The 20,853-nt window shown below is 72.4% G+C and carries 16 protein-coding genes and 1 pseudogene; 6 read left to right on the top strand and 11 right to left on the bottom strand.

The window, feature by feature from the left end:
• Positions 1-133: 133 nt before the first annotated feature.
• The 9 genes from ACFV9O_RS19740 to ACFV9O_RS19700 all read right to left on the bottom strand — a co-directional run bounded on the left by ACFV9O_RS19740 (position 134) and on the right by ACFV9O_RS19700 (position 11,023).
• Positions 134-1,249 (bottom strand): glutamate ABC transporter substrate-binding protein, encoded by a 1,116-nt coding sequence (locus ACFV9O_RS19740; protein WP_385419542.1) that lies wholly within the window; start codon positions 1,247-1,249, stop codon positions 134-136.
• Positions 1,250-1,260: 11 nt separating this feature from the next.
• Positions 1,261-2,676, bottom strand: a complete 1,416-nt coding sequence (locus ACFV9O_RS19735; RefSeq protein ID WP_385419540.1) for a hypothetical protein — start codon at positions 2,674-2,676, stop codon at positions 1,261-1,263.
• Positions 2,677-3,007: 331 nt separating this feature from the next.
• Positions 3,008-4,000 (bottom strand): N-acetylglucosamine kinase, encoded by a 993-nt coding sequence (locus ACFV9O_RS19730; RefSeq protein WP_385419538.1) that lies wholly within the window; start codon positions 3,998-4,000, stop codon positions 3,008-3,010.
• Positions 3,991-5,256, bottom strand: coding sequence for a 6-phospho-beta-glucosidase (locus ACFV9O_RS19725; RefSeq protein WP_385419535.1), 1,266 nt, complete (start codon positions 5,254-5,256; stop codon positions 3,991-3,993). The genes ACFV9O_RS19730 and ACFV9O_RS19725 overlap by 10 nt, the downstream gene beginning before the upstream one ends.
• A 7-nt stretch (positions 5,257-5,263) precedes the next feature.
• Positions 5,264-6,184 carry a carbohydrate ABC transporter permease gene (locus tag ACFV9O_RS19720; protein ID WP_385419532.1) on the bottom strand — a complete coding sequence of 307 codons (921 nt, stop codon included), beginning with the start codon at positions 6,182-6,184 and terminating at the stop codon, positions 5,264-5,266.
• A gap of 6 nt (positions 6,185-6,190) precedes the next feature.
• The gene (locus ACFV9O_RS19715) at positions 6,191-7,177 is read right to left on the bottom strand and encodes a carbohydrate ABC transporter permease (protein WP_385419529.1); all 987 of its coding nucleotides are present in this window, start codon (positions 7,175-7,177) and stop codon (positions 6,191-6,193) included.
• 1 nt (position 7,178) lies between these two features.
• The gene (locus ACFV9O_RS19710; protein WP_385419526.1) at positions 7,179-8,516 is read right to left on the bottom strand and encodes an ABC transporter substrate-binding protein; all 1,338 of its coding nucleotides are present in this window, start codon (positions 8,514-8,516) and stop codon (positions 7,179-7,181) included.
• Positions 8,517-8,582: 66 nt separating this feature from the next.
• Complete coding sequence (locus tag ACFV9O_RS19705; RefSeq protein ID WP_385419524.1) at positions 8,583-9,815, bottom strand: ROK family protein; 1,233 nt, start codon at positions 9,813-9,815, stop codon at positions 8,583-8,585.
• Between the two features lie 152 nt (positions 9,816-9,967).
• Positions 9,968-11,023, bottom strand: coding sequence for a mechanosensitive ion channel family protein (locus ACFV9O_RS19700; RefSeq protein ID WP_385419648.1), 1,056 nt, complete (start codon positions 11,021-11,023; stop codon positions 9,968-9,970).
• A gap of 262 nt (positions 11,024-11,285) precedes the next feature.
• Between ACFV9O_RS19700 and ACFV9O_RS19695 the strand changes: the two genes are divergently transcribed.
• Complete coding sequence (locus ACFV9O_RS19695; RefSeq protein ID WP_385419521.1) at positions 11,286-11,822, top strand: HNH endonuclease; 537 nt, start codon at positions 11,286-11,288, stop codon at positions 11,820-11,822.
• 392 nt (positions 11,823-12,214) lie between these two features.
• Here ACFV9O_RS19695 and ACFV9O_RS19690 read toward each other — a convergent pair whose 3' ends face one another.
• A complete protein-coding gene (locus ACFV9O_RS19690) occupies positions 12,215-15,133 on the bottom strand; it encodes a beta-N-acetylglucosaminidase domain-containing protein (protein ID WP_385419518.1) in 2,919 nt (972 codons plus the stop codon).
• A 241-nt stretch (positions 15,134-15,374) separates the two neighbouring features.
• On the opposite strand from ACFV9O_RS19690, the gene ACFV9O_RS19685 reads away from it, so the two are divergent.
• From ACFV9O_RS19685 to ACFV9O_RS19675, 3 genes are read left to right on the top strand one after another with little or no spacing between them, the layout of a single operon-like run.
• Positions 15,375-15,563 (top strand): hypothetical protein, encoded by a 189-nt coding sequence (locus ACFV9O_RS19685; protein WP_385419515.1) that lies wholly within the window; start codon positions 15,375-15,377, stop codon positions 15,561-15,563.
• Positions 15,564-17,723: a 4-alpha-glucanotransferase gene (gene malQ, locus ACFV9O_RS19680; RefSeq protein WP_385419512.1), complete on the top strand. Its 2,160-nt coding sequence runs from the start codon at positions 15,564-15,566 to the stop codon at positions 17,721-17,723. It begins immediately after the preceding gene.
• A gap of 20 nt (positions 17,724-17,743) precedes the next feature.
• Complete coding sequence (locus tag ACFV9O_RS19675; RefSeq protein WP_385419509.1) at positions 17,744-17,986, top strand: hypothetical protein; 243 nt, start codon at positions 17,744-17,746, stop codon at positions 17,984-17,986.
• Positions 17,987-18,098: 112 nt separating this feature from the next.
• Here ACFV9O_RS19675 and ACFV9O_RS19670 read toward each other — a convergent pair whose 3' ends face one another.
• Positions 18,099-18,626, bottom strand: coding sequence for a MarR family winged helix-turn-helix transcriptional regulator (locus tag ACFV9O_RS19670; protein ID WP_385419507.1), 528 nt, complete (start codon positions 18,624-18,626; stop codon positions 18,099-18,101).
• 126 nt (positions 18,627-18,752) lie between these two features.
• Here ACFV9O_RS19670 and ACFV9O_RS19665 point away from each other — a divergent pair, with 126 nt between their 5' ends.
• Together ACFV9O_RS19665 and ACFV9O_RS19660 are read left to right on the top strand one after the other, a co-directional pair.
• Positions 18,753-19,715, top strand: coding sequence for an EamA family transporter (locus ACFV9O_RS19665; RefSeq protein WP_385419504.1), 963 nt, complete (start codon positions 18,753-18,755; stop codon positions 19,713-19,715).
• Positions 19,716-19,878: 163 nt separating this feature from the next.
• A pseudogene (locus ACFV9O_RS19660) lies at positions 19,879-20,760 on the top strand (DMT family transporter); the annotation flags it as partial.
• Between the last annotated feature and the right edge of the window lie 93 nt (positions 20,761-20,853).

Here is a 20,853-nt window from a genome sequence, read left to right as displayed (position 1 = left end):
CACCTCTCCGCTCGTGCTTCGGATCCACTGCCGCGCATCGTCCCGGCCGGTCCGCGTGGGCCGGCCGGTCCGACCGGTCCGCTCCAGGGCCGAACCGGTCCTGACCGAGCCGGTCTCCGTGGTTGCTCCGGTCTCAATTGTTCCGGTACTTCGGCGCCGGCGGGCCGGATATACCGGGGAGATCCGCCTTCAGCCACTTCGTGTACGCCGTCATCCAAGGGCCCCTGCGGTAGTCGTCGAGCACCTTGTTGACCCGGCGGACGAGGTCGTCCTTGCCCAGTTTGGCGGCCACGCCGTAGTACTCGGTGGTGAAAGGCTTGCCGCCTTTCAGTTCGACGGCCGGGTCCTGCGCCGCCTGGCCGGCCGCGAGGGCGGCGTCCGTCACGACCGCGTCGACCTCACCGAGCTGCAACCGGACCAGGCAGTCCAGCTGGTTGGAGACCGTGAGCCGGTCCTTGTCGCCCGGTCCACCGTCGTCCTCGTCCTTGAAGACCGCGCCGAACGACTCCTTCTCCAGGGCCTCGTAGGCCGTGGAGCCCTCGGCCGAGCAGACCCTGCGGCCGGCCAGGGACTTGTCGTAGCCCGTGATGGGGGACTCCCGGGGGGCGAGCACCTGCTGCCCGGTCTGGAAGTACGCGGTGGAGAAGGCGACCTGCTTGATCCGGGCGCAGTTGATGGTCATCGTCCGGACGACGAGGTCGACCGTGCCGCTGTTCAGCGCGGCGATGCGCTGGTTGGTGGGAATGGCACGGAAGATGATGTCGTCGGGACTGCCGAGGATGTCCTTGGCGACGGCCCGGGCGAGATCGATGTCGAAGCCCTCCAGCTTGCCGTCCGCCGTGCGGTAACCCCATCGGTAGCTGTTCTGGTCGACGCCGACGATCAGCTTGCCGCGCTGCTTGATCGCGGCGATCGCCGGCCCGTCCGCGGTGGACGGGGTCAGCGACCGCTCCGGCTCCGTGCAGTCGTCCGCCTTCGCGGGCACCGCGGCGGCCGAGCGCGCGCCCGACACGTCGGGCGACGTGGTGTGCGGGCCGCCGTGCGAGAGCGGCAGCAGAGTCAGGGACGCGGTCAGCGCACAGGCGACCGCCATCCCGGCGACGCCGCCCCAGCCGCGGAACCTGCGGACCAGCCGCGCCGCCCCCGCGGACCGGATCCGCGCACGCGACGGGACCCTCGCCGCGCGCGCTTCGTGCGCGGCCGCGGCGGGCGTCACGTCGGGCACTTCGCCGGACACTCCGTCCCTCATCTCTCCCCCTCTCACCGGTACTCCGAAAGCCTGCGGCCTATGCCCAGGACCGCGCCCACCGCGCCGAGCACCGCCAGCACCGCCGCCCCGACCGGCAGACCCGTCAGGGCTCCGCGGCCGTCCTCGGCAGACCTGGTGAACTCGGCCTGCTCATGCGCGAGGGCCTGCTCCAGCGCCCTGTCCACGCGGTCGAACGACTGGCCCGTGGACTCCTTCCCGCCGATCACCTTCGCCAGGGCGCCCTCGTAGTCACCGGCCTTGTCGGTGTCGCTGGCCGACTTGTGGCGGGCGCGCCACTCGGAGACCGCGGAGACGGCGGCGGCGACCGGGGTGCGGCCCTCGCCGTCGTCGGCGAGGGTCTCGGCACGGCCGAGGGAGGTGCTGAGCCGGTCCATGCCCGACGTGTAGTCCGTCTCGTACTTGTCGCTCTTGCCGTCGGCCGTGAGGACGGCGCCCCGCGCGACCAGCGTGAGGTTCTCGTTGGCCCGGGCCTTGAGGCTGTTGATCCGGGCGTCGTTGAGGACCTTCAGCGACTCCTGGCCGTGGGCCCGCGCGTCGTTCAGCTCGGTCCTGGCCACCGTGTGCCCGACGGCCAGCCACAGCAGCACCACCGTCGCGGCGGCGGTGGCCGCGAGGAGCCCGTGGTTGAACACCCGGTTCGTCCGCTCGTAGTTGCGGCGCTGCGCCCAGAACAGCACGCCCAGCGCGACGACGCCGATGGCCAGGGAGAGGAACGGCCACAGCCGGGCGTCGCCGTGGTCCTCGTCGAGGCGGGCGGTCTCCGCCTCGTACAGCTTCTGGGCGGCGGGGAGCAGCTCGGTCGTCATCTGCTGGTTCGCGTACCGCAGATACGCGCCGCCGAGGGGGAGGCCCTGGCGGTTGTTGGCACGGGCCCGCTCGACCAGGCCCGTGTAGCGGGGCAGCTGCTCGTTGAGCGTGGCGATGTAGCGACCCGACTCGGTCGAACCGTCCGTGTTCGCAGCGGCCTTGACGAGCAGTCGCGACGCGTTCGCGATGTCCTTGTGATAGCGCTCGCGGGCGTCGGCGGGCTCCTGCGCGCCCGCCAGGAATCCGCTCGCCGCGGCCGTGTCGGCGTCGGCCAGCGAGCGGTAGATGCTCGCGGCGTCGGCGCTCAGCGGCTGGCTGCGGCTGACCACGGCGTCGGCGGCGGACGCCCGGTCGGCGATCTCGAAGGCGGTGACGGCGCCGAACGCCACGACGAGGGCGGCGAGCACGGCACCGATGATCCGCAGCCTGCCCGGCTCGGTCGTCGCGGCGGAGCGCAGCCGCGCGGTCGTCTCGGCCCAGGCGCTGCGGCGTGCGAGCGTCCCCGGGGGCGGCGCGGACTGGTCCCCTGAGGGCCGCGAGCCCTCGTACGGCGGCGGCACCGGTGGCGCGGGCGGTCCCGCGCTCGGTGTGTAAGTCACCCTGACCTCCCCCTCGGTCACTGACGGCGTCCCGCACCCCACGGGATCGGGGGACGGCTGCCCGGCCAGCAGTATGGCCGCAGGGGCGGACATCCACACCCAGGATTGACTGGATCTTGAGCTATCTCGCCTGTCGCGTCAATGCCGCCAATGCGCCCCCTGCCCCGAGCCCCCACCATGAATACGCCGCCCGCGCCTGATCGGTTCCCGTTCCGGGCGCATGAACTCTGCGCGGATTCCGCCGAAACCCCGGAACGGGGTCCGGGGCGGAGCCCTGTTCGGGAAGGCGGGGGGTGGGGAGAAGGCCCGCCGAGGGCGCCCTGCCCACCCCCTACGCGTAGTGCGCCCGCACACGCTCCCGCGCCTCCGCCGGGGCGGCGACGTGGTCCAGGCCCAGGAGGGCAGCGCCGAGGACCGGGGGAGACGTGACGACGGACAGCGTCGCCTTCGGCGCGCGGGCCGAGAGGAGTTCGGCGATGCGGCCGCCCAGCCGCGGGTGCCGCGCGGCCAGCACGCTCCCGCCCAGCACGACCGGCGCCTCCTCGTCGAGGAGCCCGAGCCGGCCCAGCGCGACCGTGGACATGGCGACGACCTCGTCCGCGAGCCGGTCGACGATCGCCCCGGCCACCGGGTCGCCCGCGGCGCCGGTCGCGAACAGCACCGGGGTCAGCTCGTGCTTGCGCCCGGCGGGGATGCGGCCCAGATGGAGCGCCTCGATGAGCGCGTACATCGAGTCGAGCCCGAAGTGCGCCGGAAGGGCCCGTGCCAGCTCCGTCGGCTCGCCGCGCCCGTCCTCGGCCCGGGCCGCGAACCACAGCGCCTCCTCCGCGAGTCCGGCCCCGCCGCCCCAGTCCCCGGAGATCTTGCCGATCGCCGGGAAGCGCGCGGTGCGGCCGTCGGGCAGCATGCCCACGCAGTTGATGCCTGCGCCGCACACCACGGCCACGCCCCGGGGCTCGTCGACGCCCGCGCGCAGGATCGCGAAGGTGTCGTTGCGCACCTCGACCGTGCGGCCCCAGCCACGCCCCCGCAGCGCGGCCGTGAGCTGCTCCTCCTCGACCGGGAGGTCGGCGTTGGCGAGACAGGCCGACACATGCTCGATGCCGCCGATGCCGTCGACGGCCGCACCCCCGGCCCCGGCCCGCTCCAGCGCCTCGCCGACCGTCGAGGCCAGCGCGTCGAAGGCCGCCTCGACGCCGACGTACGGCGGCTGGAAGCCGCCGCCACGGGCGGAGGCGAGCACCGACCCGTCCGCCCCGACGAGGGCCACGTCGGTCTTGCTGTTGCCCGCGTCGATGGCGAGCACCGAAGCGGTCACGCCCACGCGAGGTGCTCCCGGTTGTGCGCGATCAGCCGGTCCGTGAGCTCCTCGGCGTACTCGTACTGGCCGATCAGGGGGTGGGACAGCAGTGCCTTGAAGACCCGGTCGCGGCCGCCGCGCAGCGCCGCCTCCAGGGCCAGGTCCTCGTAGGTGGTGACGTTCGCGATCAACCCGCTGTACAGGGGGTCGAGTGCGGGCACCGGCAGCGGCGCGGCGCCCTGCGCGCCGACGGCGGCCTGCACCTCGATCACGGCGTCGTCGGGGAGGAACGGCAGCGTGCCGTTGTTGTACGTGTTGACCACCTGGTACGGGCTGCCTCCCCCGCCGAGCAGCGAAGCGGCCAGGTCGACCGCCGCCTCCGAGTAGTAGGCGCCGCCCCGCTTGGCGAGCAGCGCGGGCTTCTCGTCGAGCGCCGGGTCCCCGTACATCTCCAGCAGATGCTTCTCCATCGCGGCGACCTCGGCGGCCCGGGACGGCTTGGTCCGCAGCTCCCGTACGACCTCGTCGTGTGCGTAGAAGTAGCGCAGGTAGTACGAGGGGACGACGCCGAGCCGGTCGAGGATCTGGCGGGGCAGACGCAGGTCGCCCGCGATGGTGTCGCCGTGCTCGGCGAGCAGCTTCGGCAGGACGTTCTCCCCCTCGGGGCCGCCGAGGCGTACCCCGGTCTCCCAGGTGAGGTGGTTGAGACCCACATGTTCCAGATGCACATCGCCCGGTGTCACACCGAGCAGCCCGGCGAACTTCCGCTGGAGGCCGATCGCCACGTTGCACAGCCCGACGGCCTTGTGACCGGCCTGGAGCAACGCCCGCGTCACGATGCCCACGGGGTTGGTGAAGTCGATGATCCAGGCGTCCGGGTTGGCGCGCCGCACCCGTTCGGCGATGTCCAGCACCACCGGCACCGTGCGCAGTGCCTTGGCGAGTCCGCCGGCACCGGTGGTCTCCTGACCGATGCAGCCGCACTCCAGGGGCCAGGTCTCGTCCCGCTCCCGCGCGGCCTGCCCGCCCACCCGCAGCTGGAGGAGGACGGCGTCGGCGCCGGCCACCCCGGCGTCCAGGTCCCCGGTCGTCACGATGCGGCCCTCGTGTCCCTGCCTGGCGAAGATCCGCCGGGCCAGACCGCCGACCAGTTCCAGACGGTCGGCCGCGGGGTCGACGAGGACGAGTTCACTGATCGGGAGGGTGTCCCTCAACCGGGCGAAGCCGTCGATCAGTTCGGGTGTGTAGGTGGATCCGCCACCCACGACTGCGAGCCTCATGTGTGTTCTAGCCCTTCACTCCGGTCAGTGTGACGCCTTCGACGAACGCCTTCTGGGCGAAGAAGAAGACGATGATCACAGGGGCCATGACCAGCACGGTCGCGGCCATGGTCAGATTCCAGTCCGTGTGGTGGGCGCCCTTGAACGACTCCAGGCCATAACTCAGCGTCCACGCGGCCGGGTTCTCCGAGGCGTAGATCTGCGGACCGAAGTAGTCGTTCCAGCAGTAGAAGAAGTGGAACAGCGCGGACGCCGCGATCGCCGGCCTGGCCATCGGCAGCACGATCTTGATCATGGTACGGAACTCACCGCAGCCGTCGATCTTCGCGGCCTCGGTGTACTCGCGGGGGATCGTCAGCAGGAACTGGCGCATCAGGAAGATCGTGAACGCGTTGCCGAACGCGAACGGAACGATCAGCGGCCAGAGTGTGCCGGCCAGGTCCAGCTGCTTGGCCCAGAACAGATACATGGGCACGATGATCACCTGCGGCGGCAGCATCATCGCCGCGATCACCAGCATCATCATCACGTTCCGCCCCCGGAAGCGGAACTTCGCGAGCGCGTACGCCACCGGGAGACTGCTCGCCACGGCGAGCACGGTGCCGAGCCCCGCGTACAGCAGGGTGTTGCGCCACCACGTCAGGAAGCCGGGCGTGTTCCACACGGTGGCGAAGTTGCCCCACTCCCAGGTGTGCGGCCACAGATCGCGGGTGAGGGCCTGGCTGTCGCTCATCACCGCGGTCAGGAACACGAAGACGAACGGCAGCAGGAAGAACAGGGCGGCGGTGACGGCCAGCGAGTGGACCGCGACCCACTCCAGGGCGGCCCTGCGCCGCGCCGCCCGCCTGGCCGCCGTGGTGCTCGTCACGGCGGACGCCGCCGGCCCGGACTTGTGGAGCGCGAAGGGTGTCGTACGGGTCTGTGTCATCGTCGGTCAGTCCTCCGCCGCCATGAAGCCGCTGCGCCGGCGCATCAGGAATCCGGTGAAAATCATGGCGAGCACGAACAGCACCAGCGCGACGACACACGCCGCCCCGGTGTCGAATCGCTGGAAGCCCAGGTTGTAGACCACCTGCGGCACCGTGAGCGTGGACTTGTCGGGATAGCCGGGTTCGAACTGCTGCCCGGAGCCGCCGATCACTCCACTGGCGACCTTCGCCGCGACCAGCGGCTCGGTGTAGTACTGCATCGTGGCGATCACCCCGGTGATCACCGCGAACAGCACGATCGGCGAGATGTTGGGCAGCGTCACGTACCGGAAGCGCTGCCAGGCGCTCGCGCCGTCCAGTTCGGCGGCCTCGTACTGCTCCTTGGGCACGTCGAGCAGCGACGCCATGAAGATGACCATGAGGTCGCCGACGCACCACAGCGCGAGCAGCGTGAGCGACGGCTTCGACCAGGTGGCGCTGTTGAACCAGCCGGGCTCGCCGAGGCCGAGCCTGCCCAGGATGGTGTTGGTCGGCCCCGTGCCCGGGTTGAGCAGGAAGACGAACGACATCGTCGCCGCCACCGGCGGGGCCAGATAGGGCAGGTAGAACAGGGTGCGGAAGAATCCGGCCCCGGTCTTGATCTTGGTGATCAGCAGCCCGATGCCGAGCCCGAAGGCGACCCGGCACGTGACCATGACCAGCACCAGCCAGAGCGTGTTGCGCAGGGCGGGCCAGAAGAAGGGGTTGTCCTGGAAGACGTACGCCCAGTTCTTCAGCCCCACCCAGCGGGGCGCGGTGAACCCGTCGTACTCCATGAACGAGAAGTAGACGGTCGAGACCAGCGGGTACGCGAAGAACACGCCGAACCCGACCAGCCAGGGCGAGAGGAAACCGAGGGTGCGCAGTGCTCGTCGAGCGCGCACCGCGCGCGGGGCACTCCGCGTGCGCTTCGCCCTCAGCCCCGGTGACACGGACACGGGAGCGGTGGTCATGTCAGCCGGCCTGCTCGTTGTCCTTGTCGACCTGCTCGTCGTTCTTCTTCAGCAGCGCGTCCAGGTCCTTCTCCGCGCCCTTCTCGTACGCGAGGCCGTTGTCCTGGAGCGTCAGCAGGAACGCGCCGCCGTTGACGGACGAGGGGGCGTGCGAGCTCTTGGGGTGCTGGGCGATGTCCACGAACGTGCGGTACAGCGGGTCGTTGTTCAGCTTCGGCGAGTTCAGGGCATCGACGGTCGACGGCACGTTGTGGATGGCGTTGGCGAAGGAGACGACCGCGTCGGTGTCGGTGGAGAGGTACTTCACCAGCTCCCAGGCGGCGTTCTTCTTCGGGCTGTTGCTCGCGATACCGAGGATCGTGCCGGACAGATAGCCCTTGCCGTAGTCGGCGATCTGCCGGTCCGGCACGGGGAACGGGGCCGCGCCGATCTCGAAGGGCAGCTTGGCGTCCGACGCCATCTTGCCGCGCCACTCGCCGTCCAGCTGCATGGCCACCTGGCCGGTGTGGAGGGGGTGCTTGGGGCCCCACTCGTCGCCGAACGAGGTGCGGAACCTGTTGAGCTTCTGGAAGCCGCCGAGGTCGTCCACCAGCTTCTTCTGCCAGGCGAACAGGGCCTTGACCGCCGGGTCCTGGGCGGTGTTCGACTTGCCGTTGCCGTCCAGGTACGTCACGCCGAAGTTGCCGGCGTAGTGCTCGACCGTGGTCTCGTAGCCGCCGTAGAGCGGCATGAAGCCGAGCTGCTCGAAGCCGTCGCCCTTGGTCCTGGTGAGCTTCTTCACCACGGCGTCGAACTCGGACAGCGTCTTCGGCGGGGCCTTGATCCCGGCCTTCTCGAAGGCGTCCTTGTTGTAGTAGAGGCCGTACGCGTCCCCGAGCAGCGGCACCGTGCACCGGGTGCCGTCGTGCTCGGTGTACTTGGCCATCTGCGGCAGGAAGGTCTTCTCCGGTTCGATCCCCGACTTCTCCAGGAACGGCTTCAGATCGGTGAGCGCCTTGGAAGAGCAGAACCGCCCCACGTTGTCCGTGGTGAAGGACGACACCACGTCGGGGGCGTTCGAACCGCCGGTGCGCAGGGCCTGGTTGAGCTTGTCGTCCGTGATGCCCTTGACGACCTTGACCTTGATGTTGGTGTGCTTGGCCTCGAACGCCTTGATGTTCGCCTCGATCGCCTCGACCTCGCTGGGGGCGCTCCAGCCGTGCCAGAAGGTGAGCGTGGTCTGCGCGTTCGGGTCGTCGTTCGCACCGGAGTCGTTCGACCCCGTACAGGCGGTGGCGAGCAGGGCTGTCGAGACGGTCGCGGCGAGCGCGACGGCCGTCGTCCGGCGGATTCCGGGCATGGCGGGGTCTCCCTGTGGCGGGTCCGAGGGGGCGGGGGCGGGCGGTTCTTCCGTACGTGCGGGGGTTCAGCGTGAGGTGTCGAAGACTTCGTCGCGGGTGGCCGCCAGGGCGCTCTCCAGAGCCCCGCGCAGCACGGGGTGTTCCTGTACGTCGCCGATGACGAGGCGGGGCCGGGCCGCGGCCAGCTCGGTGAGCTCCGCCTGGACGCGTTCGCGCAGCGGTTCCCCGCCGGCGAGGATGACCTGGCCGGAGAGGACGACGAGCTCGGGGTCGAGCACGGCGACCATGGAGGCGAGACCGGTGGCGAGGCCGGTCCCGAAGGTGTCGAGCAGGGTGCGGTACGGCGCCGGGTCCCCGGCGTCCGCGCCGCTGTCCGCCGTCACCGCGGCGGCGGCGCGCTCCAGCAGCTCCGCCGCCACCTCGGCGTGCGGGCCGTGCCCGACGCCCTCGACACCGAGGTCCCGGGCGAGACGGGGCAGCATCTGCGCACCGGCCAGCTCCTGGAAGCCGCCGCTGCCGGCCTTGGAGACCTGGCGCACCAGCGGCGTGCCCGGTACCGGCAGGAAGCCGACCTCGCCGGCGCCGCCGGTGAATCCCCGGTGCAGCCGGCCGCCCATGACCAGGGCGGCGCCGAGGCCCTCCTCGTTCCACAGCAGCACGAAGTCGTCGTGACCGCGCGCGGCGCCGAGCCGCTGCTCGGCCACGGCGACCAGATTGACGTCGTTCTCGTACTCGACGGGCATCGGCAGCACCGCCGCCAGCTCGTCGAGCAGCGTGGGGGAGTGCCAGCCGGGCAGATGGGACGCGTACCGGAGGCGCCCGGTCGACGGGTCGAAGGCGCCCGGCGTCCCGACGACGAGGCGGTGCACCTCGGCGCGGGTGATCCCGGCGGCCTTCACGGCCCCGTCGATGGCCTCGGTGACCTGGCGTACGACGCTGTCGGCGCGCCGCCCCGGGGTCGGCACGACGAACTCGCCGACGGTCGCGCCGGTGATGTCGGCGACGGCGGCGCGGATGCGCTGCGGGGTCACGTCGAGGCCGGCGGCGAAGGCGGCGCGGGCGTTGATGGCGTACAGCTGTGCGTTCGGCCCCGGCCGTCCCTCGGTCGTCCCCGTGGCGACGACCAGCCCGGCGGCCTCGAGGCGTGCGAGCAGCTGTGAGGCGGTGGGCTTGGAAAGGCCGGTCAGCTTGCCGATCCGGGTCCGCGAGAGCGGGCCGTGCTCCAGGAGCAGGTCGAGCGCGGCGCGGTCGTTCATGGCGCGGAGTACGCGTGGTGTTCCCGGGGTAGTACCGGCCATGTCGCTGCACCCGCCCTCGAAGCACTGTTAGGAAAGTTTCCTATTTGGTGCCAGGAACGTAAGCGGGCCGTGAGCGGCTCGTCAATACCGCCGAAGCAGAGCACCCCCGCGGCAACCAAGTCGTTACCTGCGGGGGTGTCCGGAAAGCGGGGCTACTTCGAGAGGCTCGACGGCGGAGCGATCGGGGACGCCGCCATCGACTGCGGCGAGGTGTTCGACGCGTACGCCGAGGGGGCCGCCATGCCGGCCGTCGGGTCCTTGACCGGCTGCTCGCCGTCGGCCTGGAGCGGCAGACCGCCCACGATCCGGATGCCCTCCTTGTCGAAGGCGCGCTTGATCCGCCAGCGCATCTCGCGCTCCACACCGAGGGCCTTGCCCGGCATCGTCTTCGCGGAGACCGAAACGGTCATCCGGTCCAGCAGCACCTCGCTCAGACCCAGCACCTCGACCGGCCCCCACAGGCGCTCGTTCCAGGGCTCGTCCTTGGTCATCGTCGCGGCGGCCTCCTCGATGACCTTGCGGACGTGGTCCAGGTCCTCCGACGGGGGGACGTTCACATCGACGGACGCGGTGGCCCAGCCCTGGCTGAGGTTGCCGATGCGCTTGACCTCGCCGTTGCGGACGTACCAGATCTCGCCGTTGTCGCCGCGCAGCTTCGTCACGCGCAGGCCGACCTCGATCACCTCGCCCGACGCGACGCCCGCGTCGACCGTGTCGCCGACGCCGTACTGGTCCTCGAGGATCATGAACACGCCGGACAGGAAGTCCGTGACCAGGTTCCGGGCGCCGAAACCGAGCGCCACGCCCGCGACGCCGGCCGAGGCGAGCAGCGGGGCGAGATCGATGTTCAGCGCGCCGAGGACCATCAGGCCCGCCGTGCCGAGGATCACGAACGACGCCACCGAGCGGAGCACCGAGCCGATCGCCTCGGACCGCTGACGGCGGCGCTCGGCGTTCACCAGGAGCCCGCCGAGTGCCGTGCCCTCGACCGCCTGGGCGCTGCGGTTCATGCGCTCTATCAGCTTCGTGAGCGCACGCCGCACGGCGATCCGCAGCAGCACCGCGATCACCAGGATGAGGAGGATGCGCAGGCCGATGCTCAGCCAGGTCGACCAGTTCTCCTCGACCCAGCCTGCGGCGCTGGTGGCCTTCTCCGTGGCCTTGTCGAGGGTGACGGGCGGGTCGGACGGACCGGCGGCCAGGATCACGGCGGATACCTCCAGGGCGTGCGTGGGCGGTTCCACCACACTAACGGGGCACACTCCGTGCCCCCGGTGCTCTGTTCGAGGGAGAGACGGGCCCCACCGGGGCATTCTCCGGATGGAGGCACGTGCGCGTGTGGTCGACCGCACACAAAATCCTTCCGGCCCGTTACGGGGACGTAGTGGCGCCACGACCAGGCAGGAGGAGAGACTGGGGGCAGATCGTCCCGGCGCGAGCCACGCGCCGCCGGCGTACAAGGAGGCATCCGTGCCGCATGTCCTGGTCCTCAACGCGTCGTACGAGCCGCTCGGCGTCGTACCGCTCCGCCGCGCGCTCGTCCTCGTCCTCGAGAACAAGGCCATCTGCCTCGAGGAGTCCGGCGCCTTCATGCACAGCGCAACCCGAGTGATCCCCGCGCCCAGCGTGGTGAGACTCAAGCGCTTCGTGCGGGTCCCCTACCGGGGGCCCGTTCCTCTGACCCGGCGCGCGCTCTTCGCACGTGACGGGGGCCGCTGCATGTACTGCGGTGGCGTCGCAACCAGCGTCGACCACGTCGTTCCGCGCAGTCGCGGCGGTCAGCACGCCTGGGACAACGTGGTGGCCGCGTGCCGCCGCTGCAACCACGTCAAGGCCGACCGGCACCTGCGCGAGCTGGGCTGGCGGCTCCGTCACCAACCGGCTCCGCCGAGCGGCCTGGCCTGGCGCATCATCGGCACGGGGCATAGGGACCCGCGCTGGCTGCCATACCTGCAGCCGTACGGCGCGGACGACGCGATGGCCCGGATCGACGGCATCTCTGCCTGACGAGTCCGGGCCTTTGCGTTGCCCGCACGGGCCGGGGCGGCACGGGCCGTCCCGGCCCGAGGGTTCGCCCCCGCCTGCGGCCTGGTTCCTGCCCACGCCGGCCCACAAAACACCGGCGATCCGCGACCCACCGAGGCGAGCCCACCGCGGGTGCGCACGATGGGGGGACCCGCAGGGGTCGTGTTCCGGACGTAAAGCGCCCGCAGCTCGCGCGAAGCGCGGTCAGGACCCCGGTCCAGGACACGAGCCCCGTGGCGGCCCCCAACGGCACCGCCACGGCACCGACCCCCACCCCTCCACCCAGCCCGTCCGGCGTTCGAGGACGGACACACCGGCCACCACCACGGCACCGGGCACCCCGCAAACCGCACACCGCGTCGCCGAGCCCCGCGTCAGCCCCCGGTTATCGCGTACGCCTCCGCCGACCACAGCGAGTACCCGTACTCCGTCCCCCGCGCCTCGCCCTGCACCCGGATGAAGCGCGTGCCGGGGGCGTCCATGCGTACCGTCTCGCGGCCCCCGCGACCGTCACGGACCGTGGCCGCCGTGCGCCAGACACGGCCGTCCGCGGACACCTGGATGCGGTACCTCGTGGCGTACGCGTCCTGCCAGTGCAGCACCACCTGCCCCACCCGCGCCGGCCCGGCGAGCTCCGCCTGCCACCAGGCGCCGTCCTCCGCCGGGGAGGACCACCGCGTCGAGGGGTCGCCGTCGACGGCCCCGGACGCGGGAAAGCCGGGGGTCTCGTCCCCGGACGACGTGGCGGTCGCGGTACGGAGCAGATCCGGTCCGCCCGTCTTCGGGTACGCCCGCACCGTCAGCGTCCGCTCCTCGCCGCCGAAGGTGAACGGCACCAGGTACTCGCCCGCGGGCGTCCCCGGCGGCACGGTGACCTCGACGGGCACAGCCGTACGCGCACCCCGCGGCACCCGCACCTCCTTGGGCACCGCCACCCTGATGCCGTGGGGCGCCTTCGCGGTGAGCGCGCCCCGTACCTCGTCGGGACGCCGCGCCGCTACGTACGCCTCCGTCCGCTGCGGCCCGCCGCCGATCGGCGCGTCCAGCTCGCCCCGTACGAGAGCGAGCCCGGCCTGGGGTTCGTCCGCGAACCACGGCACGAGCCCCCGCACCTGCGGGGCGGCGCCGCCGGACCACACGATGCGGACGGCGTCCGTGCGCAGCCCGGTCGTGCCGGCCTGGGTCCAGCCGGACGCGGCCAGCGGGCCGATCCGCCGCCAGCCCTCGCCCGGCACGTGCGCCTCCAGCACCCCGGCGGACCCGGCCGTGCCCGGTTCGGTCATCGCGGTGACCGCCTCGACGGGCCGTGCCCGGTCCAGGTGCACCGTGTGCACGGTGGCGGTACGGCTCACCGACCCGGTCCTGCGGTCCGCGCCCGTCCACGCGGCGGACTCCTTCGCCGCCCGGTCCAGGAACGGGTCGAGCACCCCCTTGCCGACCGTGACGTGCTGCCCGCCGATCGCCGCCCGTAGCGGCGCCAGTGCCAGCGAGGCCCGCCACGCCGCCTCGCCGTCGCCGCGGGCCTGCGCCTGCAGCATGTCGACGGCGAGCTCGCCGGCCTGCCCGTGCCGCGCCAACTGGTCCGCCCAGGGACCCACTTCGGCCTCCAGCGCCGTCGTCAGTCGCCGCGGCGCCTCGCGCATCACGGTGAACGCCGCCCGCAGCCGCCGGGCCGCCTCGTCCCGCGCCGTCGCGTCGGTCGTGGTCCGGGACCGCCAGAACTCGGCCAGCAGCGGCCGCAGATACGCGGACTCCTCCGGGCTGAGGATCGACGAGGCGTGGTTCCCGGCGAGCGCGCTCAGCGCCTCCCGGGTCCTCGCGTCGCCGCCCGCGAGGTCCGCTATGGCCGCCTCCCAGGACTCTTGCGGCCGGTAACCCTTGGGGTTCCAGGCGTAGTCGGCGGCCGTGAAGAGGGGGATGCGGGACGCCGTCGCCTGCTCCATCGCGTTGGCGAGCAGCGCGGCCGAGCCGGTCGCGACGGCGGGCTCGCGGCCCGTGTAGGGGCCGAGGAAGATCCGGTCCTGGGCGTAGTCGTTGACCGGGTAGTTGTCCATGGTGACCAGCGGGTGCCGGAACACGGCGCGCGCCCCGGCCAGTTCCCGCCCGGTGATGGTGCGCGGGACGACGCCGACGCCGGTCCAGGCGACCTGGACCCGGTCGTCCAGCTGCGCGGCGAGCGCCCGCCGGTACTCGGTGGCGCCGTCCTGATGGTACTCCGTCGGCATGACCGTGAGCGGGGCGGCCGAGGGATGGCGCTCCGCGAGATGCCGGGCCAGCTCCCCGGCGAGCCGCGCGTGCGCGGCCGCGGCGGCCGCGGGGCCCGAGCCGAAGGTGTCCGCGTCCCGGTCGCAGTGCCACTCGCTGTAGCTGACGTCCTGGAACTGCAGCTGGAAGGCGCGCACCCCGAGCGCCCACATCGCGTCGACCTTGCGCTTGAGCGCCTTGAGGTCGTCGTCCGACGCCAGACACATGGACTGCGCGGGCGCGACGGCCCAGGCGAGCGTCACATGGTTGCGGCGGGCCCGTTCGGCCAGCTCACGGAACTCGGCGCGCCGGTCGGCCGGGTACGGCTCGCGCCACCGGGCCTGCCGGAACGGGTCGTCGCCCGGTGCGTAGAGATAGCGGTTCTGCTTGGTGCGGCCCATGAAGTCGAGCTGCGCCAGCCGCTGTTCCCGGCTCCACGGCTGTCCGTAGAAGCCCTCCGCCATGCCGCGTACGGCCGTGCCCGGCCAGTCGCGTACGACGGCCCCGGCGACCGCACCGTCCTTGACCAGTTGCCGGAGTGTCTGCACGCCGTGGAACAGCCCGTCGTCGCCGACGCCGTCCAGGGCGACCGTGTCCCGGCCGGCGACGCGGCCCACGCCGAGGCGGTAGCCGCCCGCGGGGAGATCGGCGCGTTCGGGCGCGCGCAGGGCGCGCAGCGCGTCCTGCGCGCCGCTGCCGCCGAGCAGGACCAGCGGCCCGCGGCCGGGGAGCGTGGCGTTGACTATCCGCACCCCGGCGGCGCGCAGCACGTCGCGGGCCGCTTCGACGGCGGACGGGTCGGCGCCGTCGGGCACGAGGAGGGTCACCTCCTGGCCGAGCGGCACGGCGGGGCCGGTGGCCCTGAGTGTCTGCGGTCGCGGCCAGACGGGCGGCAGCGCCGCGTCCCCCTCGCGATCCGGCGCGGTGGTGGCGGTGGGCGCATCCGGCACGCCGGGCGCGGCGACGGCGCCGGAAGCCGATCCGAGGAGTCCGCCGAGGAGGGTGACGGCGACGGCGGTCGCCGTCTGCTTGCTGCGCCCGAACCGCACGTCCGGCTCCCCTCGCCCGCCCGGTACCTGTCGAAACGCATTGAGCCCACCACCCGTGTGGTGAACGTGTCAATGTGAGTGCCTGTTGTGTCCTCTTTGCACATCGGCGCGCGAGGGCAGCTCAACTCCCGTATGTGGAGCAGAATGTGACACGGAACACGTTGACGAGAGGTGTACGTCTGCGGCCGTGCCCACTGGGTAGGGCTGCTATGTCCTGCTGTCCACCCTGAGGAGGCCACCTGTGGCCGCATCCGCACAGCTTCTGCTCTCCGCCCTGTCCAAACAGGCGCCGGGCCCTCTGACGAGCGAGCCGCCGCTCGCCGACGCCGCACCCCTGACCAGCGAGCCGCCCCTCGCCGAAGCCGCCCCCCTCACCAGCGAACCCACCGCCCCCGGCACCGCCGGCGGCACGGAGTCCCCAGGAGTCTGAATGGGCCTGGCCCGCCTGGCCGCGCTGCATGGTGTCGCCACCACCCACTCGCCGTCGGCGGGCGTCACCGTCCCTGTCCCCGACACCACCGTCGTTTCTGTCCTCGCCGCGCTGGGCGTGGACGCATCGACCCCGGAAGCGGTCCGAGCCGCCCTCGCCGCTGCCGACAGCGCCGCCGCGGACCGCCTGCTCCCCCCGACGGTGGTGCTCTGGCTGCCGGCCGCCGCCCCGCCCGTGGCGCTTCCGCCCGGCACGCGCGTGCGGGTGCGCCTGGAGGACGGCGGCAGCCGCGAGTGGCGGGAACCGGCGCAGCGCAGCCCGACCTCCGGGACGGCCGCATCCGGCGCCGCGCCCGTGCCGTCCGCGCCCGCCGGGTGGGCCCAACTGTCCCCCGGAGTGCACCGGTTGGACGTGCGCACGGCCGACCGGCGCGAGGCGCGGGCCACGCTCGTCGTCGCGCCCGAGGCCGTGGCCCAGCCCGAGGGCAGGGTGCACGGGTTCCTCGTGCAGCTCTACTCGCTGCTGTCCGGGCGCTCGTGGGGCATGGGGGACCTCGGGGACCTCGGCGAGCTGGCGGCCTGGGCCGGCAGGGCGCTCGGGGCCGGGTTCGTGCAGGTCAATCCGCTGCACGCGGCGGTGCCCGGCGCGCCGACCGACCCCTCCCCGTACCGGCCGAGCTCCCGCCGCTTCCCCGATCCCGTGCATCTGCGGATCGAGGACATCCCCGAGTACGCGTACGTGACCGGCCAGGACCGCGTCCGGCTCGACGCGCTCGTGGAGAAGGCCGCAGGGCTGCGCACGTCCGTCCTCGACAAGGGCGCGCTGATCGACCGCGACGCGGTGTGGGAGCTCAAGCTCCAGGCCCTGGAACTCGTGCAGCGCGTCCCGCTCGGGCCCGGGCGGCGGGCCGAGTACTGCGACTTCCTCGCCGCACAGGGTCAGGCGCTGGACGACCACGCCACCTGGTGCGCCCTCGCCGAGGTGTACGGCTCCGACTGGCACTCCTGGCCCGCCGCGCTGCGCGACCCGCGTTCCACGGAGACCTCGCGGGCCCGGGGCGAGCTGATGGACCGGGTCGACTTCCACTGCCGGCTCGCCTGGCTGACCGACGAGCAGCTGGCCGCCGCGTCGCACGCCGCCCGCGACGCCGGGATGGCCGTCGGCATCGTCCACGACCTCGCCGTCGGGGTGCACCCGGGCGGCGCGGACGCCTGGGCGCAGCAGGACGCCTTCGCCGCGGGCATGTCGGTCGGCGCGCCCCCGGACGCCTTCAACGCGCGGGGCCAGGACTGGGGCCTGCCCCCGTGGCGCCCGGACGTCCTCGCCGCCTCCGGCTACGCCCCGTACCGCGGGCTGCTCCGCGGCCTCCTCCGGCACGCGGGCGCCCTGCGCCTCGACCATGTCATGGGCCTGTTCCGGCTCTGGTGGGTACCGGCCGGCGCCGAGCCGACCGAGGGGACGTACGTCCGCTACGACGCGGAGGCCATGCTCGCCGTGCTCGTCCTGGAGGCGCACCGCGCGGGCGCCTTCGTCATAGGGGAGGACCTCGGCACGGTCGAGCCCGGCGTCCGCGAAGCCCTGTCGCGGCGCGGGGTGCTCGGCACATCGGTGCTCTGGTTCGAGCGCGACTGGGCCGGCACGGGCCGCCCGCTGCCGCCGGAGAGCTGGCGCGAAGGCTGTGTGGCGACCGCGACCACGCACGACCTGCCGTCCACAGCGGCCCGGCTGACCGGCGAGCACGTCGCGCTGCGCCACCGGCTGGGACTGCTCACGCGCCCGCTGGAGCTGGAGCGTACGGAGGACTCCGCGGAGGTGGCCGAGTGGCTCGCGTATCTGACCCGGCTCGGGCAGCTGCCGGAGGGAACGGGCGGCGAGGAGGGCGGGATCCGGGCCGTCTACCGCTTTCTGCTGAGTACCCCGGCCCGCATGGTCGGCGTCTGGCTGCCGGACACCGTGGGGGACCGGCGGCCGCAGAATCTGCCGGGCACCTGGGACCAGTACCCGAACTGGCGGCTGCCCGTCGCCGACGCCGAAGGCCGCCCGCTGACCCTGGAGGAGCTGGCCGCGTCGCCGCGGCTGCACGCGCTGATGGAGGTGTTCCGGGTCCGGGACGCGGTGGCGGCGCCCCGTACGGGCACCCCGGGCGCGCGGCCCGCATAGCTGTTCGCTACGTTTGCACCGTGGACAAGAAGAACGCCCTGCGCGCCGGCGCCGTCGCGGCCGGTACGACGCTGATGATGCTGCTCATGTCGTCACCCGCGCTCGCGGTGATCCGCGACGACGGCGACGACCCGGGCCCGGGCCTGAGCGTGGCCCAGACGGTCGGCCTGTACGTCGCCCTGCCGATCGTTCTGTTCCTCGTCATCGCGGGCCTGGTGATGGTCCTCGACAAGTCCGACAGGCCCAAGAAGAAGCAGGCCTGAGCACCCGGCTCCGCCGCTCTTCGCGAGGGCGCCGTACGGCACGCGCACGACGTGTACCGTACGGCGCCGTCGCGCATTCCCGGGCCGCACTCACGTGCCGCCCCGTTGGCGCTCACGCGCCCATCGACCCGAGCAGCTTGCGCAGCAGCCCGGCCAGCTGTTCCGCCTCGTCCGTGTCGAGCGCCGCCTCCAGCGCCTCCCGCTGCACCTCGAGACCGGCCCCCACGGCCTCGTCCACCAGCTCGCGCCCCCGCTCGCTGAGCGTCACCCGCAGACCGCGACGGTCGTGCGGATCGGGGCTGCGAGCGAGCAGCCCGGCCCGCTCCAGCTTGTCCAGTCGCCCGGTCATCCCGCCCGTCGTCAGCATCAGCGTCGCCGACAGCTGACGCGGTGAGAGGGTGTACGGCTCTCCCGAGCGCCGCAGTGTCGCCAGGACGTCGAACTCGCCACGCGAGATCCCGAAGGGCGCGTACGCCTTGTCGATGCGCAGCGCCATGGCGTTCGACAGCCGGTAGATCCGTCCGAAGACGGCCATCGGGACGGTGTCGAGGTCGGGGCGTTCGCCAGCCCACTGCGCGGTGATCGCGTCCACGGGATCCGGGGCCGAGGCCGGCGAGGTCTTCGAAGTCGTCGAGCTCATGGGAACAGTCTCGCCTCCGGTCCGGTTGCTGACAAGCAAGTAGCTTAGGAGTAAGCCACTTGTCGTTAAGTAGCTTAACGGTAAGCTACTTAACGCCGAGCTGCTTCCTGCCACGAAGGGGCTGTCATGTCTCTCCGGTCCTCCCGCAAGGCGGCCGTCGCCGCCGTCGCCGTCACCGCGCTCGCCCCGGTCTCCTGGGGATCCACCTATGCCGTCACGACCGAGTTCCTCCCGCCCGACCGGCCCCTGTTCACCGGCCTGATGCGCGCCCTGCCCGCCGGACTCGCGGTCCTCGCGCTCACCCGCACCCTGCCGCGCGGCGCCTGGTGGGCGAAGTCGGCGGTGCTCGGCGCACTGAACATCGGGGCGTTCTTCCCGCTGCTCTTCCTCGCCGCCTACCGGCTGCCCGGGGGAGTCGCCGCGGTCGTCGGGTCCGTCGGGCCGCTCTTCGTCATCGGCCTGGCCGCCCTGGCCCTGAGCGAGCGGCCGACCGTACGCGGCCTGCCGGCCGCGATCGCCGCGGCCTTCGGCGTCAGCCTCGTCGTCCTGAAGGCGGGCGCCGCGCTGGACCTGGTGGGCGTGCTCGCCGCGCTCGCCTCGTCCGCCTCGATGTCCGCGGGCACCGTGCTCACCAAGCGCTGGGGGCGGCCCGAGGGGGTGGGCCCGCTGGCGATGACCGGATGGCAGCTCACCGCCGGCGGACTGCTCATCGCGCCGGTCGCTCTCCTCGTCGAGGGCGCCCCGCCGGCGCTCGACGGCCGCAACATCGCCGGTTACCTCTACCTCGCGCTGGCCAACACGGCTGTCGCGTACTGGCTCTGGTTCCGCGGCATCGAACGGCTCACCGCCACCTCCGTCACGCTCCTCGGTCCGCTCTCCCCGATCACCGCGGCGGTGATCGGCTGGGCGGCGCTCGGTCAGGACCTGACGCCCGTGCAGGTGGTGGGGATGGTGATCGCGTTCGGTGCCACGGTGGTCGGCCAGCCGGCTCCCCGGCCTGCTGTCCGAACTCCGCGATCTTTCGATTTTCCTGAAAGGAATGCTCGGAAACATTCGATAGACCTGATTGATCGGGCGGTGCGACGGTAGATCCCACGATCAAGATTCCCCCGCCGGGGGAGAGAGGCAAGGGATGCCCGTGACACTCCTGGACCGCGTCCGCGGCAGTGGGACGACGACCGACGCGCGGAGCGTGGACGAGAGGAGCGTGAGCGCGAGGAGCGTGAGCGCGAAGAGCGTGCACGCGAAGGGGATGACCGCGAAGAGGGTGACGCAGGCGTCCGGCCTCGGCGTCCTCCTCGCGCTCGTCGCGACGGTCGTGTGGTCGGGGAGCTTCGTCACCGCCCGCGCCCTCCACGACTCCGTCCCGCCCGTGCAGCACGCCTTCTGGCGCTGGATCATCGCGATCGCCGCCGTGGCGCCGTTCGCCGCCCGCGAGACCTGGCGGCAGCGCCGGCTGATCCGCCGTCACCTGGGCTTCGTCACCCTGGCCTCGCTGCTCGGCGTCGCCGTCTACAACACCCTGGTCCACCAGGCCGCAGTCTCCACCAGTGCCGGCAACATGGGCATGATCATGGCCGCCTCCCCGGTCCTGATGGCCGTGTACGAACGCCTCGGCGGCACCCGCCTCGGCGCGCGGCGCATCACCGGCATGCTGATCGCCTGCGCGGGAGTGGTGCTGCTCGTCGGCAAGGGCTCGCTCACCATGGACATCGGCACGGGCGACCTCTGGGTCATGGCCGCCGCGGTCTGCTTCGGCTCGTACAGCGCCCTGCTCAGGCACCGCCCGGCGGAGCTCGGTGGACTCCCGTTCCTCTTCAGCACCTTCGTGCTCGGCACACTGATGCTGCTTCCCGTCCACGCCGTCAGCCTCGGCGTGCAGGGCGGCTTCACGCCCACGGCGGGGACGGTCGGGCCGCTCGTGTACGTCGGCGTCTTCTCCTCCGCCGTCGCCTTCTTCGCCTGGAACAAGGCCATCGCCCTGATCGGCGCCGCCCGCGCGGGAGTCGTCTACTACCTCCAGCCGGTCTGCGTGGCCCTGCTCTCCTTCGCCCTCATCGGCGAGCCCTTCGGGGCCCTGCAGGCCCTGTGCCTGGCGCTGATCCTGGGCGGCGGGGGGGGGGGGGGGGGGAAAAGCAGGAGCAAGCAAGAGGAGGGGAGAGGGGCCGAAAAGGATCCAACGGGTTCTGTTTTGGGTCCAAAACACCGATGGAAAAAAGGCAGGTTG

This window comes from Streptomyces sp. NPDC059909 (assembly GCF_042730885.1).
GTDB lineage: Bacteria > Actinomycetota > Actinomycetes > Streptomycetales > Streptomycetaceae > Streptomyces.
The sequence above is the reverse complement of the archived record's forward strand: the minus strand, read 5'-3'. Positions and strand labels throughout refer to the sequence as shown.